Origin of the sequence: Bacteroides caecigallinarum, assembly GCF_016902295.1 — a bacterium.
GTDB lineage: Bacteria > Bacteroidota > Bacteroidia > Bacteroidales > Bacteroidaceae > Phocaeicola > Phocaeicola caecigallinarum_A.
The window spans coordinates 51,553-68,654 of sequence record NZ_JACJLQ010000017.1 but is presented as its reverse complement, the minus strand read 5'-3'; the positions used below and the strand labels follow the sequence as shown (position 1 = coordinate 68,654).

Genomic DNA, 17,102 nt, shown 5'->3' with positions numbered 1-17,102 from the left:
GAAAAATCAAAATAGAAAAAAGTTTGTAGTACACAGAGGAGCAAATGAAAATTGCAAAATACTGAGTAGCAAAGAAAAGCATAAATTTACTATCAAACTTGGGTTAAAAGATGAAAATTCTTCAAATCCAATGCATAATCTAAAACTTGTTCTATATGCGATTGAAGTATAATCTTCTCTCCAACCTTAAATTCAATACAGAAAATTATTCCTCTAAGTATAAGAACAACATCAATACGTTTTCCTAATATAGGAATGTCATTCTCAAATATCACATACCCAGTTTCTTCTTTCCACGAAAATAAATTTTTCTGCATAATTTCAATTTCACTAAACCATGCCTCATTGGTTGTTGTAATAGAACAACCATGGTAATTATTAATAAAAATGATAACTAATTATGATTATTTGTGGAATGAGAAGACTAAACTAACAGTGTTTCTTACGCTTGCGACCACGTTTGGGCAGACCGGATTCCTTGTAGGCTATCAGGTCAATTCCTCTGAACACCCTTTTCCTTATCAGGTATCTTCAGGAAAGCCAGCGGCTTTTCCATATAACTGTCTCAAACTCCTTAATCAGCCAAAAAAATCTTGTAGTTTTAAATTTAATGTCTTGTTCTTGCTATATTTCTGCAAAAATAGGACATTAAATTCTTATATAAGAAATTTAGGTAATAGAATAACTTCTTTTTCTGGAGTAATTTTAATAGAAATAATCTGCCTATCTGTTAGAACACAAGACTGTAATTTAGTTTCACCAGACACCAATAGTAATGACTTTTCATTCAATTCCTTTATGATATTTTTCTCCCAATCATATATTATAAACATCCCTTTTTGGAATATTTCAGAGCCATTTTTGTTGTTTGTCAGGTTTAAGCCTTTCTCGTCAAGCCTTACAGACCAGTCAGAACCATAATCTTTGAAAGTATATGTACTACCATAGCTTACCGTTTCTTTTCCTATCAATCTACCAACAAGGATATCTACATTCGTATAGGGATTGCGTTTATAAATCGGTTCATCGGTTTTAGAATCACTTTCCGTTCTCAATCGGCATGCATTAATCATGCCTTTCAGTAATTTGTCCTTAACCAACGGGAAGGTAGAAACTGATGATTTGCTTTCCATCCAGTATCCGTGTTTCCTCGCATATCCGTTGATACATTTCTTCCCGTCACAATCCTTATCAGGATTATTGCCAGTTCCACATTCGTATATCTGCTTTTTGCCTTTTATTCTCTCGCCGCATTCCGTTGCTTCAAAACCGTAATACAGGTACTCAAAATGAAGCAGCAGATAATATTCAAAACTACGGCTTGAAAAAGCAATGTTTACCTTTTTATCATCAATTATTTTATTGGCTTCGGCCATGGCTTCCTCATGTTTTGGATGTTCGTCCTTATCATATACCGCCCAGGATTCATCCACTCCTTCAGACATGATCTTTCTGGCATACAGAACCCATTTTAATGGTGGGACACCGGTTATAACTTCATATTCAACAACATCTTTCTGTCCACCTGACTTGACTTTACGTTTCTTCCCTTTATAGCTTCCTCTGGAAGAATCCGCTTCAGCATCTTCAACCGGTATATTAGGCTGAGGAATTGTACGTACATCAAAATCCTTGCTGTCACCATAAAACTGGTCACACAAGTCTGTAAAGAATAATGGTTCGGTCTTATCGCCTTCACACACTATTCTTATGACATACTTACTATGACGTTTATTTTCATTCGCTCTTGCCATAGTCTACAAACAGTTTCTCCAGTGGTTTTAATGAAGGAACACCTCCAAATTTATTATTCAAATACCATTTGGCAAACAATGTATCCTCTCTTACGTCCTCAAAATCGGAAAGAGAGAATATCTCTGATACTCCCTGCTCATTCTTTTCTGTAAACCATACCTGGTCTTTACGGATAGTATTCTGGTCAAGCAGATTCACATCATGGGTTGTAAAGATCAATTGGGCATTATTCCTGTTTATTCTTTCATTTCTGAAGATGTCCACAATGAGCTGTGTTATGTAGGAATGTAGCCCGGAATCCATTTCATCTATAAAAAACGGACTTCCATTCTGAAGTGCCTGTAATATATAACAGCCTATAAGGAAAAGTGATCTTGTACCAAAAGATTCTTCTTTTAAAGGCAAGTCTGCTGTTTTACCCAAATCCTCACCATCATTATATAGACCATGCTGGCTTGTAACTTCAACGCCGTCACTGCGCTTTTCCAGTTGGAAACCGGCCATACCGGTATCCGCAAATGCCAGAAATTCAGCAAGCAGTTTCTTGTTTTCAGGACGTGAATAAAGCCATCTGACCATTTCCTTATCTTCACCCAACATGGTATCTTCATGATAACCGTTGGAAACAATCATATCTGCCAGATATTTTGCGGCATTTGTTATCGGTTCGCATGGTGTATCCTTCAGGAACTTGGAAATCAGCAACTGGTTCTTGAACACATTGAAAGGCTTTGAAGAAGAAAGGCTTGATCCGAATTTAATAGTATCTGATTCTTTATCTTCTGAAAGCAAAGTGCGTTCATAAAGTTGTGTCTGTTTACCGTTTGGATAATAAATCAGCGACTCTGACTCTATCTGCAATCTGGTAAAACTGACTTCATATTTATATCTGATCTTCTGAGTTATAAACTCCATTGAAAAACCTATCGGTGCATCAGCCGTAGTATTGTCAAATTTGAACGGCTGATACAATGGAATATCATCACCAACCCTGTTGTCAAGATTGTGGACCCATCGTCTGAACCTATATAAAAACTTTATGATATTAGTCTTACCTGAAGCATTTGCTCCATAAATCAAAGAGATTTTCAAAGCCTTCTTTAATCCTTCTGCATTGGTCTCAACATCACATATATTATCAACCTTAGCCTTTGAAGAGGTCGGCTCTGTCGTAAAGGAACATACATCCTTAAATGAACGGTAATTCTTAATTTCTAAATTTAATATCATATTCTTGCATCTTTTCCACAAAAATAGCCTTTTAAATCTTCCATTCAAAGTTTTTTCTTAGTTTTTTGCGCTTTTTCTTCACAATCTCAGTTTTAAATTCTTGTCCATGAATTTCATTGAGTCTTTGAGTCTTTTAAGTCCACGATTTTCTAAAATTACCAGAAGCTCGGATGGGGATGAATATTGTTTGATGTATCTCATATATAAAAAAACGACCCGCCGATTTAAGCATTGTGAAGAGGCTTGGCGGGTTCTTGTGTTGCAAAGATATGTAAAAATCATGATTCAACTAAATATTCTGCTGATTTTCATTATTGTAACTGTTCCAAGCATTGTATGGGATTATATCAAGATGCATACAGATTGCATACACAAAGATTGCATCTTATTGAAATACATATATATATATTGGAGAGACACAGGCTGCGATAGAGGAATAAATATCCGTAATTAAATAATCATTAATCGAGGCAGGTTAAACCACAAAAATTAACCTGCCTCGTTTTTTATCCACATAAAAAAAACTGTACCTGCATTATCCTGAAAACAATGAGGTACAGCTACACGAATAAACTAAAAAATTAATTATCTTAAATGTTATAGAGATTTAATGTTTTGCTTTCCTATATAACAAGTTTGTATTTCATTTTGTTCATTTTTTATTATTAATACCCATAAAAATAAGCAGGATAGCCATCTAAAAGACAGTCAAGCCTATTATTGCCCATAAAAATATTATCCATATATGAATAATCGTTGGCACCGTATTTCAGTCGCAAACTTGTATAATTTGCGTCATACCAATCCCACAGGAAGGTATATGAAGTTTCCTGACGGTAACCATGCTTGTCAACAGTAAGCACATAGTCTTCTCCAGTATTATTGTTATAGAAACGTAACTCCTGACGATGGAAATCGCCATAATTATCAGTCCACTCCTCTACCCATGTTCTACTGCATAAATAATATGTAGCCTCACGGTAATTATTGGTTCCGTTTCCCAATTCAATGCCTATACCTATATACTCGCACGATGAGAATAGAATAGGAAATACAGAGATTAATGCCCCAAAAGCAATAAACTTACATAACTTCTTCATGGTTTCCTCCTGTTCTTCTTAACTTCCTTGATACAAAAGTACACACATCAATTCACATACTATAAAGTAAATTCCTATATTTCAAGGGGAATTTCCCTACGAGGTATAGGGATATAAGAAAGGCATTATGACATGTCAATAAAAACAACATATCATAATGCCTTAATGTTATAGAAACAGAATGTAAATATCAAGCCATTGTTCCGCCAACAATATCAAGCAACTCATTGGTAATAGCCTGCTGACGGCTCTTATTATATACCAATGTCAGTTCCTGAATAAGATCGTTGGCATTGTCGGTAGCTATCTGCATTGCCATCGTACGGGCAGCATGTTCCGATGCTGCAGCGTCAAGCAATACCGTATAAATTTTCATTCTTAGGACCTTAGGAACAAGTGATTTCATTATAACTTCAGCCGAAGGTTCTATAATGTAGTCGGAAGAATGTTCTTTTGCCTCATGGTTATCGGCATTGGCAACCTGTCCGTTTACATCAACAGGAAGGTATGTCTCATGAGTAAGGATTTGAGAAGATGTTGATTTAAAGTGATTATAGAGTAAATCAACCTTCTGAATTTCACCTTTCAGGAACTTATCCATAAGTTCAGAAGCCAAATCTGAAGCATCCTGATAATTAGGTTTCCCACTCATGTGCTGATAATCTCCTGCCACTTCCAGACCCATCTTCTTTACTGCCTCAGCTATTTTCCTTCCTACAGGATAAATAAGGATATTCTCCTTTCCTACTTTAGCAGAATACTCATCAACCAAGGCTGACAAATGCCTGATAACATTTGCATTATATCCGCCACAAAGACTGCTGTTCGAAGCAAAAGCCACTATAGCCACCTTCTTTACCTGTCTGTTGACAGAGAAAGGAGTCTGAACAGAAACGCCGGACGCCAAGAAATCTCTAAGAATTCCATGTAGCTTATTCTCGTATGGAAGCATATTCTCTATAGCTTCCTGAGCCTTGTGCAGTTTTGCCGACGCAACCATCTTCATGGCCGAAGTAATCTTCAGCGTACCGTTTATAGAGTTTATTCTACTTTTTACTTCTTTCAGCGATGCCATAATGCTTAATGTTTATATTGTACTGCTGTTTCGGATGCAATCTTCTCGATAATAGCCGTTACAGAATCATTAATCTGTCCGCTTGCAAGAACATCTATAACATCCTCCTTGTGGTTTACACGAAGTGTTGAAAGGAATGTATCCTGGAAGTTGCGAACCTTATCAAGCGGAACATCACGCATAAGTCCGCGTGTACCGCAATATAGAATTGCAATCTGCTCGCCTACAGGCATAGGAGAATACTGTGGCTGGATAAGCAACTGGTTATTCTTACGTCCACGGTCGATAGCCATTGCTGTTACAGGGTCCATATCACTACTGAACTTGGAGAATGCTTCAAGTTCACGATATTGAGCCTGGTCTATCTTAAGTGTACCTGCCACCTTCTTCATACTCTTGATTTGCGCACTACCACCAACACGCGACACTGATATACCTACGTTGATTGCCGGACGGAAACCCTGATTGAAAAGGTCTGTCTCAAGGAATATCTGTCCGTCAGTAATTGAAATTACGTTTGTAGGGATATAAGCTGAAACGTCACCTGCCTGTGTTTCAATGATAGGCAAAGCGGTGAGAGAACCTCCTGCCTTAACCTTTCCCTTCAGACTTTCAGGAAGGTCATTCATCTGTTCCGCAACTTCCTGCTGGCTTATTATCTTGGCAGCACGCTCAAGCAAACGTGAATGCAAGTAGAAAATATCACCAGGATAAGCTTCACGTCCAGAAGGACGGCGAAGGATAAGTGATACTTCACGATATGCAACGGCCTGTTTTGACAAGTCATCATAAACAACCAACGCATGACGACCGGTATCACGGAAATATTCACCTATAGCCGCACCGGCAAACGGAGCGAAATACTGCATAGCGGCAGGATCGGAAGCTGTAGCCGCAACTACAACCGTATAATCCATAGCTCCACGTTCACGAAGCGCATTTACTATACTTGCCACTGTAGAACCTTTCTGTCCTATAGCCACATAAATACAGTAAACCGGTTTTCCTGCTTCATAATTTGAACGCTGATTGATGATAGTATCAATAGCTATCGCAGTTTTACCTGTCTGACGGTCACCGATAATCAACTCACGCTGTCCACGACCGATAGGAATCATGGCATCAATAGCCTTCAGACCGGTCTGCAATGGCTCTGTTACAGGCTGACGGTAAATTACTCCCGGAGCCTTACGTTCAAGCGGCATCTCGAATGTCTCACCAAGTATGTCGCCGCGTCCATCCAATGGAACGCCAAGAGGGTCGATCACACGTCCCAACATACCTTCACCTACATTGATTGAAGCGATATGTTTGGTACGTTTTACTATCATTCCCTCTTTAATCTGGTCTGTAGGACCAAGCAGGACGGCACCCACATTGTCCTCTTCCAGATTCATTACGGTTCCCATAACTCCGTTCTCGAATTTCAGCAACTCGTTGGCTTCCGCGTTACGCAAGCCATAGATACGAGCCACACCATCGCTCACCTGCAACACAGTACCCACCTCATCAAACTTCAATGAGGTATCTATACCTTCAAGCTGCTGGAGCAACACTTCAGAGACTTCGCTGGGTTTTATAGTATTATCTGCCATTCTTAGTCAATTCAAATAATTATACTATTCTTCTGTTTTTATCAATAAACTGACGTTTTATCCTACTAAGCTGATTGGCCACACTGGCATCCAAACGGTATCCGTCAATTTCCATAATATAACCTCCAATAATGGATGGATCTATATTGGCTTCGATGACCACCTTTGAATCAGTCTTCTGCGCGCCGATTTCCTCCAGATGTCTAACAAGTTCAGGAGCTTCAACAGCCGTAGTCAGCTTACCAATCAAAATATGCTTCCTTTCCCGGTACTGGTCTATAAACGACCATGTCATGAAATGCAAGAATTTTTCCCTTTTCCCGTCAATGACAAGCTGAAGGAAACGTTTCATTTCTTCACTGACATCCTTTCCACCTGCCGCCTCAACAAGTAAATCCAGTTTCATTTTTCTTGTCAGCACCGGATTTTCCACTGTTCTTTTCAGATCAGGTACATTAGCAAAATGTCCGGCAAGCGTTTTAACCTCTTTATATATTTTTTCTTCATTGCCTTTGGCTATAGCAAAGTCCAACAAAGCTTTGGCATAACGCTTTGAAACTACTCCTATATTCATAACCGGTTATTTAGAAGATTCAACCATCTCGTCTATCAATCGACTGATCAGTTCAGTCTGTTCCTTCTCATCCGCCAATTTGGTACGCATTACCTTTTCAGCAACACCTACCGAAAGCAAAGCCACCTGACGACGGATATCGCGGATTGCACTTTCTTTCTCGGTCTCAATCTGCTTTTTCATTTCCTCCATCAAACGGTCACCTTCCAGTCGAGCCTTTTCCTGGGCTTCTCTAATGATACGGTCACGCGTTTCTGTTGCCGATTTCAGGATTCGGGCTTGTTCCTCATGGGCCTGAGCCAGGATTTTCTCGCCTTCAATCTTCACGTTGGCCAACTGTTCGTTGGCTTCACGTGCAGCTTTAAGCGAGTTGTCAATATACGCCTTCCGATCGTCAACCATTTTGATGATAACAGGGAATCCGAATTTTGCCAACAAAAAGAAGACAATACCGAATACTACTACCATCCAAAACAGTAACCCCGGATCCGGAGTCAATAATCCCATACGCTGATTATTATAGGAACAATGTCAAAAGACAAACGATAATTGCGATAATAGCTACACCTTCAACAAGTGCTGCAATGATAATCATATTAGTACGAATATCACCTGATGCTTCTGGCTGACGGGCGATTGCTTCCATAGCTGAACCACCGATTTTACCAATACCAATACCTGCACCGATTACTGCAATAGCTGCACCAAGAGCAGCACCCAATTTACCTAAACCTGCACCTGCGGCAGCCTGTAATAAAATTGAAAGTAACATAATTATAATTTTTTTAAGTTTGTAAGTTTGTGAGTTTATGAGTTAACAACGGTTTTTCTCCGAATGACCATTATTAATTCTTAATTTTTAATTATTAATTTTCAACTATTCTTCTTTTTTCTCTTCTTTTACGCGGGAGAGGCCGATAAATACAGCCGAAAGCATAGTAAATACGTATGCCTGGATGAAAGCCACCAGAAGTTCAAGAGCAGTCATGAATATACCAAAGGCCACTGACACAAAAGTCATTGTACCATTCAATAACGGACCAATCTTCACTGTTATGAAAATTATGGACAGCAAACTGAGAATAGCTGCGTGGCCTGCCATTATATTGGCAAAAAGACGAATCATAAGAGCGAAAGGCTTAGTGAACAGGCCAAAGAATTCTATCACCGGCATCATAGGTATAGGAGCCTTAAGCCATACCGGTACATCAGGCCAAAATATATCTTTCCAATATTCTTTGGTTGCAAAAGCATTCGTAAAAAAGAAAGTCAGCAAAGCCAGCACGAGTGTAATAGCTATATTACCTGTTACATTGGCACCTCCAGGAAATATTGGAATAAGTCCCATCAAGTTATTGACCAATATAAAGAAAAATGCAGTCAGCAGATACGGTGCATAACGTTCATAACCAGGACCTATACCTTCCTTGATTACATCATTATAAATCATTAACACCATCGATTCTACCATACCTACACCACCTCTTGGCGCACCGTTCTCTACAGGATGTTTTTTATACCATCTAGCACATCCAAGAACTATCCACACCAAAATAGTGCTGTTTATTATAAGTCCAACAACATTCTTTGTTATGGACATGTCCCATGGACGAACTTCCTCGCCAGCGGCATTACGTTCTACAATCTTTCCGTCGTATGCTCCACCTTCAGCTATATAAAGGCCCTCATATTCTCCTTCTTCCAGTTTCTCTGAAGAAAACACATGCCATCCGGTACTGCTTTTAACTATTACCGGAAGTGGAATAGTGATATGAGTATCTCCAATAGTTACTATGTGCCAGGAATAAGAGTCGTTGATATGTCCGAACACCAGTTCGTTGACATCCACTTCACCGCCTTCGTCAGAAGTCTCGGCAGATGCGAAACCTGATGTAAAAACCATCAGTAACACTAAAGTCCATATGTAACGTACTTTTCTCATTGTTTCTGTTTTAGTTTTTTCTTCTTAATAAGTCTCAGTTCGATACTGGTAAAATATACAGTCTCGAATATCAAAAAAGAAATATAGAATACCACAAATGTTGCAAAGAAAGCCACAATTTCATGCTGTACCGCATAACAGTATATTGAAACAATCAGAATGCTTACAAGAAACTTTGTTCCTTTGCAAACCAAAAACAGTGGAACCATTTTATCTTCTCCCAACCGATAAGCCAGAGAAAACATGTTGATGTAGAACAGACCAAAGAGGTAAAAGAACACAGGAATGGCAGGAAACCACGGAAAATACCTGTCCGGTATAAACAAATGGTAAATCAAACCTATCACAACAGACAATACCAAAGTCAATATTGTCATTTTTTTTATAAATATCCTCTTTGCCTTGAGCAAAAACATGTTTTTCAGATTTTATCGGTTTATAATTCTACGCACACTGAGATCAAATTATCTTTAACCTCAACGAATCCTCCTGTAATTTTCAATCTCTGCGTATCTCTCTTTACCCTGTACTGCGCTTCGCCACACTGATAGACCACTTCCCCTTCTTTCAGTGAAGATATTATCGGAGCATGGTTTACAAGCACCTGGAATTTACCAAGTTCACCCGGAAGTTCCACCCAGTTGACAGGACCATCGAAGAGAGTACGCTCCGGTGAAATAATCACCAGATGCAAATTCTTCCTGTCCATAGGCGTTATGCTTTAGCAGCCTCAAGCAGTTTCTTTCCTTTCTCTATGGCATCTTCGATAGTTCCTACATTAAGGAATGCCTGTTCCGGCAAGTAGTCAACTTCACCGTCAAGAATCATCTTGAATCCCTTGATTGTATCTTCTATTGAAACCATAGCACCCGGAACGCCAGTAAACTGTTCCGCCACGGCAAACGGCTGTGAAAGGAATCTTTGTACCCTACGCGCACGGTTCACAGTCAGACGGTCTTCGTCCGAAAGTTCATCCATACCGAGGATAGAGATAATATCCTGAAGCTCTTTGTTACGCTGAAGAATCTGTTTAACCCTCTGTGCAGTCTCGTAATGCTCCTTACCCACAATCAGCGGATCAAGGATACGCGATGTAGAATCCAGTGGGTCAACGGCAGGATAGATACCAAGCTCGGCAATCTTACGGCTCAACACTGTAGTAGCGTCAAGGTGAGTAAATGTAGTAGCCGGAGCAGGGTCTGTCAAGTCATCGGCAGGCACATACACAGCCTGAACTGATGTGATGGAACCATCCTTGGTAGAAGTGATACGTTCCTGCATCTTACCCATTTCAGTAGCCAGAGTAGGCTGGTAACCTACAGCAGAAGGCATACGTCCTAAAAGCGCAGAAACCTCAGAACCGGCCTGAGTAAAACGGAAAATATTATCTATAAAGAACAAAATATCCTTAGGGCTGTTTTCTTCTGTCTTACGGTCGCGGAATGATTCTGCAAGAGTCAGTCCTGACAATGCTACAGACTGACGTGCTCCTGGAGGTTCGTTCATCTGTCCGAACACCATCGCTACCTGTGATTTCTCCACTTCCTTATAATCAACCTTAGACAAGTCCCAGTTGCCTTCTTCCATGCTCTTGAGGAATTCATCACCATAACGTATAACTCCTGATTCAATCATTTCCCTAAGAAGGTCATTACCTTCACGGGTACGTTCACCCACACCGGCAAAGACAGAGAAACCGTTATGTTTCTTTGCAATATTGTTGATTAACTCCTTGATGAGCACGGTTTTACCTACACCGGCGCCACCAAACAATCCGATTTTACCACCTTTCAGATACGGTTCCAAAAGGTCAATAACCTTAATACCTGTAAAAAGTACTTCCTGAGTTGTTGCCAAATCCTCAAAACGTGGAGGCTCGCGGTGTATAGGGAAACCGTCCTTCTTGTCCAGTTCAGACATTCCGTCGATAGTCTCTCCCACAACGTTCATCACACGTCCCCTGATCTGTGCTCCCACCGGCATGGTTATAGGCTGTCCGGTAGGCACAACTTCCATTCCGCGTTTAAGTCCGTCAGTACTGTCCATGGCAACTGTACGCACAGTATCCTCACCTATGTGCTGCTGCACTTCGATAATCAATGTACGACCGTCCTTGCGGACTACAGTCATTGCATCGTGTATCTTCGGCAGTGCCACCTCGGCGTCCAATCCTTCAAGATTGAAATGAACATCCACTACAGGACCGATAACCTGCGAAATATGTCCAACGATTTTTGACATAAACTAATCTGTTAAATTATTATCTTAATTGATTATCGCAAATTTAATACATAATACAATACTAATGTATTATGATGTAACATTTTTTAGCCGAGAAACATCGTTATAGGACATAATTAAAGAAATATATCCCACTAAGCTTTACATATAATCACAAAGTATTAACACATATTTTACAGTATAGCATTAATTTTTCTCCTTATTGCTATAATATTATATGCAGAAACAAATATAAACAATGCCACTCCAACAGTGCATGACATAATAATACCGTTGCCCTCGAAACCTGTTATAATTTCTGCAAGAACATCGGAATACAAGCTTCGTATAATAACAAGAGCCATTATGGCAATTAAAAGCACAGCAAAGTTTATCCCGACAGTGAGAATCTGGTAAGGCAATGCCACACGCGAAGTGCTATATCCCATTAAAATAAGATTTTCAAGTTTATCAGTATTTTTCTGCAAAAGCAAATATATACTTAACAACAATATATAGAACGACAACGCACTGATTACAAGTCCTATTGCCATAACTATACCAACAGCTATTTTAAGGAACCATGTAATTTTTCCGGCATCAAGTTTATTATCCTCTGTCTCGTATCCGTTGTCGTTAAAAAAATGTGCGATTCTTTCGTCGGCAGGATTGTCAACCTCAATAATAACCCTCGAAGGTTCCATCTCATTACTATCACCATACTTGCTGTTTGCCGCGTTCATAAAATCTTCAGGTACGAGTATCGTATTAAGTCTGTTCGAGAATCCTACAATACGGCCTTTCTTCATATCACGCATACCATTGCCTGATATATAAAGATTGAGCGACACCATGCCTATCATTCCTTCCGAAAGTTGAGGAAGATTTCTGCTTCTGGCAAATCCAAAATTATACAGATTCAGATAATTCCGTGGGATTATTATAGGTATTTCACCCTGTCCTTCAACATATTTCCATTCGTCGGCTTTCACATCCACAAAATTGTCAGGAACTGATTCGAGAAACATGGCAGTAGATATGCTCATTCCGGCAAAAGACAATCCGGCCGAGACCTTAAAACGTGCCGGCTGGAATTTTCCTACACTAACGGCAAAAGGTTGCGACTTTATATTATCAACCTCATACGATGAAAAGGCAGAGTTCTTTCCTGAAATGCTTCCCAGCGTACTGACCTTCTTCGTTACAACCACATAATCTTTTTTTATAAAACTATCTTCTTCATTGAAAACGGGCGAAACATCGTTATAAAACTGAACGCCCAACATAACTATAACCATACCGCAAAGGTTGGCAATGAAAAAGCCTGTCAACTGAGCAACGCTTATATGTTGTTTTAATAATTTCCAAAGCATATTCCAACTTGATTACTTAGAGTTTTATCATCTCACTATAATTCATCAGCAACCGGCGGCCGATAGATGTAACTATGACCCCCACTCCTCTTTCCTTTATTTCATTTTCCATAATTGATGCCATAATGCCACCGTTAATATCATCAAGATGGCTTACAGGCTCATCCATCAACAGGAAATCGGAAGGCTGGCACAACATTCTGACGAAAGCCACTCTCTGCTGTTGTCCGAACGACATTCTGCCTATAGGCTCTGACCATTTATCATCAATGTCCAACATCCTGAACCACTCTTTTATCTGTTTTTCTTCTCTATATGCAGTCAGATTGTTCTTCAGTATAACATTTTCTCCGGCAGTAAGTTCCGGGAACAACCTAAGTTCCTGAAACATCATCCCGATGCTGTTCTGTCTAACCGAAGTCCATTCATTACCTGAAAAGGTTCTGACGTCTCTTGAATCGAAACAGATTTGTCCTTCATAATCCTTTCTGTATCCGTATATAAAACTTATAAGCGATGATTTGCCAGTACCGGATGCAGCTTCAATAAGATAAGATTTACCTTTCTGAAAAGTTACATTTTTTCGCCAGATTTCAGAATTTATATCATCTCTTGATGAGAATATACTTGGCACAATATTATTCAAACATATTTTTTCCACTTTTCATCACTCGGTTTAGTTCAACAATGTAGCCAATGGATTTTTATTATTATCTTTCATCAATATCTCGATATGAACATTGTTTCCATCTCCTGTCTCCACAGTAAGATAGTCAAGTCCTCCAAAGAAAGCAAGCACAGAAGCCATGGTACCTTCAAGATGTTTCAAATCAAACAAGCGGTTCAACGACGACAAATCCGAAACCATGAAGAATCTCTGACCAACTACCCTGTCTCCCCATTTACAGTTTCTCAATGAAAGGCCCAAGACACGTCTGTCTATCAATGATTCCTTATTCGTGATATAAAATCGTCCGTCCTTCACTCCTATCCATAGCGACTTAGGGCCGGAAGATAATCCGACAAGACCGCCATCTATTGTCTTGAACTCATACGCCTTGTCAGCATAATTTTTCAATACTACCTGACCTCCGGACATAGCAGCCATTGCCTTAAGACGCTCAAAAGAATTCATAAACGAATCAGAATTTACATCGGCATAAGCAATGAATTCCTTTCCTTCAGGACCCGACATAGCCAAAGCCACATCTCCGCTGATGGAACTGAAAATAGAACGGAAATCAAGAGGAATCATAGAGTTTTCAAAATATCTCCTCATAGCAGGGTTTTCGCATAAGAAATTATAGAACTCTCCACCTTTTATATTGGCCGTTGCCCAGAAAGGAGTATTCGACGGGAACAAATCAAGATAACTGCCCTTGATATTCGAAGTGACCTGCTGTTTCTTGTCAAGAATGTCCTTCATCACCTTGTCCGCAATCATTGTCTCTATGTCAATAACGGTTTTTCCATTCTGGAAATCTACTACAGACAGTGCTTTCACATCCTTCAGCTTCAGTTCTGCCGAAACTCCCATAGTGAGCGGATACACAGCTTCCTGAGGCAGCAGTTCAAGCGATGTCCACATTACGACATCACCATTCTTACTCTCGATAGACTTGAAATCTTCTGTAGCAGAAAATCCTTCACCCTCTTTCTGTCTAAGCCACATCGAAGCCTGTCTCACCAACGACTCAGGGTTGGAACCTTTATTATCGGCCACCAATACAAATGCACCTTTATTATACGCAAGCAGCCACTCACCAAGAATTGCCCATCTGCAGCCGTCAGATTCCTTTACATCCGAACACAACTGCTGTTTTTTCAACACTTCAAGCAGTTCTTCCAGTTTACTTCTGTCTGTCACCTTGATAAGCAGACCTCCCATTTTAGCCTGTTCGCCGGCAAAAAGATAAACCTTATTCTTAAGTGCGAGCCCACTCTCCGAACCGTCATCAAAAATTCTCTCTATAAGGGCATCCGAACCTGTCAGCCCGCTTTTTACCATATTTTCCAGCTTGTCGAGAAGAGCCTTGTCGGCTTTTTCTCCACTGAGTCCCATCTTTTCTGACATTGAGTTCAAGTCAACAGCAACTACAGCAGCAGATTTGGCCGGGATAGCATTTCTATAATCAGGAGCGTTACCACACGCGGCCATCAGAAAAGCCAGCGCAGGAATATATAAGCATTTAAGTTTCATATATTGTAAGTTATTAGTTGATAAATGGTTTAATCAGATTATTCAGCATTCAGCATATTCATAGTATGAACGGCTACAAGAGCGGCAGTCTCAGTACGTAATCGAGATTTTCCAAGACTGACAGGTTTAAAACCTTTTTCTATAGCCATTTCGACTTCCTCTATACTGAAGTCACCTTCCGGACCAATAAGTATCAAGGCGTCATTTCCTGGTACAATTGCATCTTTCAGCAATACCTTTTCTCCTTCATTACAATGAGCTATGAACTTATCGCCCTTGAAATCCTGATTTATAAACTTATTGAAATCTGTCATTTCATTAATCACAGGCTTACGGGCTTTCAATGATTGTTTCACTGCCGAAACTACAATTTTCTCTACACGTTCAGTCTTGATAACCTTGCGTTCCGAATATCTGCAGTTAAGAAAAGTAATTTCATCTATTCCTATTTCAGTAGCCTTTTCCGCAAACCATTCAATACGGTCCATCATCTTGGTTGGAGCCATAGCAATATGCAGATGTCCTTTCCACAATGGTTCCTGGAAAATCTGTTCTATAATCCTGACCTGACATCTCTTGGATGTCGCGGCACTTATAGCTGCCTTATAGAAATATCCTTTCCCATCTGTAAGCGTAACTTCATCCCCTACGTTCAAGCGCAAAACTCTTACACAGTGTCCTGCCTCTTCCGACGGAAGTTCAGAATCGGAAAGTATGTCCGGTGTATAAAATACGTGCATAATAATATACTTGAAATTAAAAACAAGCAAATGTAGCCATTTTTTCCGACACTTCAGACTACTGATACGTTTTAAATTAAATGACCTGTCATTTGAAGTAAAACGACAGGTCATTTAAGACCGAATGACAGGTCATTTTATTTAACAAATAAAAACATATTGAAATGATACATTATATCTTCAAAAAAGATTTTTTTTGTAAGTTTGCTGCTACTTACTACAAAAAACAAACACACATGAAGAAATTACTATTAATTATCTTGGCTATCATGCCATTTGTTGCCATAGCAAAGGACAACAAGAAAAACGACAATTCCAATCCAAAATATTTGGAAGGAGCAATAACTTTGAAAGACGACAAAGTGGTTTTCGAAGAGAAAATAAAAGTACCGTCAATGACGAAGGAAGAATTATACAATACAATGCTGGATTGGGCAGAAAAGAGATTCATATCAGAAAATAATCTGACAAGCAAAGTTGTATATACCAATGAAGAGAAAGGCGAAATTGTAGCATCGGCCGAAGAATATATTGTGTTCAGTTCGTCTGCATTATCATTGGACAGAACAAGAATTTACTATTATTTCTACATAGAGGTCGAAAACGGAATATGCAACCTCACTATGAACCGCATCAAATACTGGTACGATGAAAACCGCGATGGAGGCGAACGATATACCGCTGAAGAATGGATTACTGATGATATGGCGCTAAACAAGAAAAAAACCAAACTGGCACCTATATGTGGAAAATTCCGTCGTGAAACAATTGATTTAAAAGACGAGTTATTCACATCTGTAAAAAACTGTTTCGGACTTAAACTGATAAACAATAATACATCAACTACTACTCAACAGACATCGGAAAATGTCCTTGGAAAAGTTTCAGTATCACAATTACCGGACAATCTTAACGAAGTAGCCGCAAAAGGTAAAATCACTATAACAGCAGACAACAAAGAAACTGAAATAGAACATAATTCATGGGGTGGCTTCGGAAAAATGTTCAATAAAGATGTAGCATACATCCTTATAGACAAAAACCTGTCTGATATATATAAAAGTATGGAAGAAAATTCCGATTATAAGGTTTCATTCTACTCCTCCGAAAAAGCTTCCAAAGCAGAAATAATAGTAGAATGCAAGAAAACCATGACACAAACTTTATCATCCGAAGAGCTTAAATCACTAAACCAGAACATTGACACTTCAAAGGAATACATAATGTATATATGCGAAGTTACTTCTGCAGAGATTAACCAATAAAATATTTTGAAGCTCCAAAAAACGAATCAGGCT

17 protein-coding genes and 1 pseudogene are annotated in these 17,102 nt (G+C 39.3%); 1 reads left to right on the top strand and 17 read right to left on the bottom strand.

Features of this window, described 5'->3' with window-relative positions; genetic code table 11:
* Positions 1-429: 429 nt before the first annotated feature.
* The 17 genes and pseudogenes from H6A27_RS15440 to H6A27_RS07545 form a co-directional block, all read right to left on the bottom strand.
* Positions 430-559 (bottom strand): annotated as a pseudogene (locus H6A27_RS15440) (helix-turn-helix domain-containing protein); the annotation flags it as partial.
* A gap of 97 nt (positions 560-656) precedes the next feature.
* The gene (locus H6A27_RS07620; protein ID WP_204508184.1) at positions 657-1,754 is read right to left on the bottom strand and encodes an RloB family protein; all 1,098 of its coding nucleotides are present in this window, start codon (positions 1,752-1,754) and stop codon (positions 657-659) included.
* The gene (locus H6A27_RS07615) at positions 1,738-2,985 is read right to left on the bottom strand and encodes an AAA family ATPase (protein WP_235354446.1); all 1,248 of its coding nucleotides are present in this window, start codon (positions 2,983-2,985) and stop codon (positions 1,738-1,740) included. Before H6A27_RS07615 ends, H6A27_RS07620 begins: the two co-directional genes overlap by 17 nt.
* 665 nt (positions 2,986-3,650) lie before the next feature.
* A complete protein-coding gene (locus H6A27_RS07610; protein WP_204400948.1) occupies positions 3,651-4,085 on the bottom strand; it encodes a hypothetical protein in 435 nt (144 codons plus the stop codon).
* A 190-nt stretch (positions 4,086-4,275) separates the two neighbouring features.
* The gene (locus H6A27_RS07605; RefSeq protein ID WP_204508183.1) at positions 4,276-5,160 is read right to left on the bottom strand and encodes a F0F1 ATP synthase subunit gamma; all 885 of its coding nucleotides are present in this window, start codon (positions 5,158-5,160) and stop codon (positions 4,276-4,278) included.
* A 5-nt stretch (positions 5,161-5,165) separates the two neighbouring features.
* On the bottom strand, positions 5,166-6,755 hold the full coding sequence (gene atpA, locus H6A27_RS07600; protein WP_204400931.1) for a F0F1 ATP synthase subunit alpha: 1,590 nt from the start codon (positions 6,753-6,755) through the stop codon (positions 5,166-5,168).
* A 19-nt stretch (positions 6,756-6,774) separates the two neighbouring features.
* The gene (locus H6A27_RS07595) at positions 6,775-7,329 is read right to left on the bottom strand and encodes a F0F1 ATP synthase subunit delta (protein WP_204508182.1); all 555 of its coding nucleotides are present in this window, start codon (positions 7,327-7,329) and stop codon (positions 6,775-6,777) included.
* A 6-nt stretch (positions 7,330-7,335) separates the two neighbouring features.
* Positions 7,336-7,836 (bottom strand): F0F1 ATP synthase subunit B, encoded by a 501-nt coding sequence (gene atpF / locus H6A27_RS07590; RefSeq protein ID WP_204508181.1) that lies wholly within the window; start codon positions 7,834-7,836, stop codon positions 7,336-7,338.
* Positions 7,837-7,846: 10 nt separating this feature from the next.
* Entirely contained in the window at positions 7,847-8,101 is a 255-nt protein-coding gene (atpE, locus tag H6A27_RS07585) for an ATP synthase F0 subunit C (RefSeq protein ID WP_154044670.1), read from the bottom strand.
* Between the two features lie 105 nt (positions 8,102-8,206).
* Entirely contained in the window at positions 8,207-9,271 is a 1,065-nt protein-coding gene (gene atpB, locus H6A27_RS07580; protein WP_204508180.1) for a F0F1 ATP synthase subunit A, read from the bottom strand.
* A complete protein-coding gene (locus H6A27_RS07575; protein ID WP_239469608.1) occupies positions 9,268-9,648 on the bottom strand; it encodes a hypothetical protein in 381 nt (126 codons plus the stop codon). Before H6A27_RS07575 ends, atpB begins: the two co-directional genes overlap by 4 nt.
* A gap of 59 nt (positions 9,649-9,707) precedes the next feature.
* Entirely contained in the window at positions 9,708-9,980 is a 273-nt protein-coding gene (locus H6A27_RS07570; protein WP_204508178.1) for a F0F1 ATP synthase subunit delta/epsilon, read from the bottom strand.
* A 5-nt stretch (positions 9,981-9,985) separates the two neighbouring features.
* Positions 9,986-11,512, bottom strand: a complete 1,527-nt coding sequence (gene atpD / locus H6A27_RS07565) for a F0F1 ATP synthase subunit beta (RefSeq protein ID WP_204508177.1) — start codon at positions 11,510-11,512, stop codon at positions 9,986-9,988.
* A 173-nt stretch (positions 11,513-11,685) separates the two neighbouring features.
* Positions 11,686-12,864, bottom strand: coding sequence for an ABC transporter permease (locus H6A27_RS07560; protein ID WP_204508176.1), 1,179 nt, complete (start codon positions 12,862-12,864; stop codon positions 11,686-11,688).
* A 16-nt stretch (positions 12,865-12,880) separates the two neighbouring features.
* Positions 12,881-13,525 (bottom strand): ATP-binding cassette domain-containing protein, encoded by a 645-nt coding sequence (locus H6A27_RS07555; protein ID WP_204400915.1) that lies wholly within the window; start codon positions 13,523-13,525, stop codon positions 12,881-12,883.
* Between the two features lie 15 nt (positions 13,526-13,540).
* The gene (locus tag H6A27_RS07550; protein WP_204508175.1) at positions 13,541-15,064 is read right to left on the bottom strand and encodes a DUF4836 family protein; all 1,524 of its coding nucleotides are present in this window, start codon (positions 15,062-15,064) and stop codon (positions 13,541-13,543) included.
* Positions 15,065-15,102: 38 nt separating this feature from the next.
* Positions 15,103-15,804 (bottom strand): 16S rRNA (uracil(1498)-N(3))-methyltransferase, encoded by a 702-nt coding sequence (locus H6A27_RS07545; RefSeq protein ID WP_204400911.1) that lies wholly within the window; start codon positions 15,802-15,804, stop codon positions 15,103-15,105.
* Between the two features lie 236 nt (positions 15,805-16,040).
* Here H6A27_RS07545 and H6A27_RS07540 point away from each other — a divergent pair, with 236 nt between their 5' ends.
* Positions 16,041-17,069, top strand: coding sequence for a DUF4468 domain-containing protein (locus H6A27_RS07540; protein WP_204508174.1), 1,029 nt, complete (start codon positions 16,041-16,043; stop codon positions 17,067-17,069).
* Positions 17,070-17,102 lie beyond the last annotated feature (33 nt).

Excerpts from the sequence above, each read along its gene's own strand:
- H6A27_RS07620 (WP_204508184.1), bottom strand. The coding sequence starts at position 1,754 with ATGGCAAGAGCGAATGAAAATAAACGTCATAGTAAGTATGTCATAAGA.
- atpD (WP_204508177.1), bottom strand. The coding sequence starts at position 11,512 with ATGTCAAAAATCGTTGGACATATTTCGCAGGTTATCGGTCCTGTAGTG.
- H6A27_RS07540 (WP_204508174.1), top strand. The coding sequence starts at position 16,041 with ATGAAGAAATTACTATTAATTATCTTGGCTATCATGCCATTTGTTGCC.
- H6A27_RS07575 (WP_239469608.1), bottom strand. The coding sequence starts at position 9,648 with ATGACAATATTGACTTTGGTATTGTCTGTTGTGATAGGTTTGATTTAC.
- atpA (WP_204400931.1), bottom strand. The coding sequence starts at position 6,755 with ATGGCAGATAATACTATAAAACCCAGCGAAGTCTCTGAAGTGTTGCTC.
- atpB (WP_204508180.1), bottom strand. The coding sequence starts at position 9,271 with ATGAGAAAAGTACGTTACATATGGACTTTAGTGTTACTGATGGTTTTT.
- atpE (WP_154044670.1), bottom strand. The coding sequence starts at position 8,101 with ATGTTACTTTCAATTTTATTACAGGCTGCCGCAGGTGCAGGTTTAGGT.
- atpF (WP_204508181.1), bottom strand. The coding sequence starts at position 7,836 with ATGGGATTATTGACTCCGGATCCGGGGTTACTGTTTTGGATGGTAGTA.
- H6A27_RS07570 (WP_204508178.1), bottom strand. The coding sequence starts at position 9,980 with ATGGACAGGAAGAATTTGCATCTGGTGATTATTTCACCGGAGCGTACT.
- H6A27_RS07615 (WP_235354446.1), bottom strand. The coding sequence starts at position 2,985 with ATGATATTAAATTTAGAAATTAAGAATTACCGTTCATTTAAGGATGTA.
- H6A27_RS07610 (WP_204400948.1), bottom strand. The coding sequence starts at position 4,085 with ATGAAGAAGTTATGTAAGTTTATTGCTTTTGGGGCATTAATCTCTGTA.
- H6A27_RS07550 (WP_204508175.1), bottom strand. The coding sequence starts at position 15,064 with ATGAAACTTAAATGCTTATATATTCCTGCGCTGGCTTTTCTGATGGCC.
- H6A27_RS07545 (WP_204400911.1), bottom strand. The coding sequence starts at position 15,804 with ATGCACGTATTTTATACACCGGACATACTTTCCGATTCTGAACTTCCG.
- H6A27_RS07595 (WP_204508182.1), bottom strand. The coding sequence starts at position 7,329 with ATGAATATAGGAGTAGTTTCAAAGCGTTATGCCAAAGCTTTGTTGGAC.
- H6A27_RS07560 (WP_204508176.1), bottom strand. The coding sequence starts at position 12,864 with ATGCTTTGGAAATTATTAAAACAACATATAAGCGTTGCTCAGTTGACA.
- H6A27_RS07605 (WP_204508183.1), bottom strand. The coding sequence starts at position 5,160 with ATGGCATCGCTGAAAGAAGTAAAAAGTAGAATAAACTCTATAAACGGT.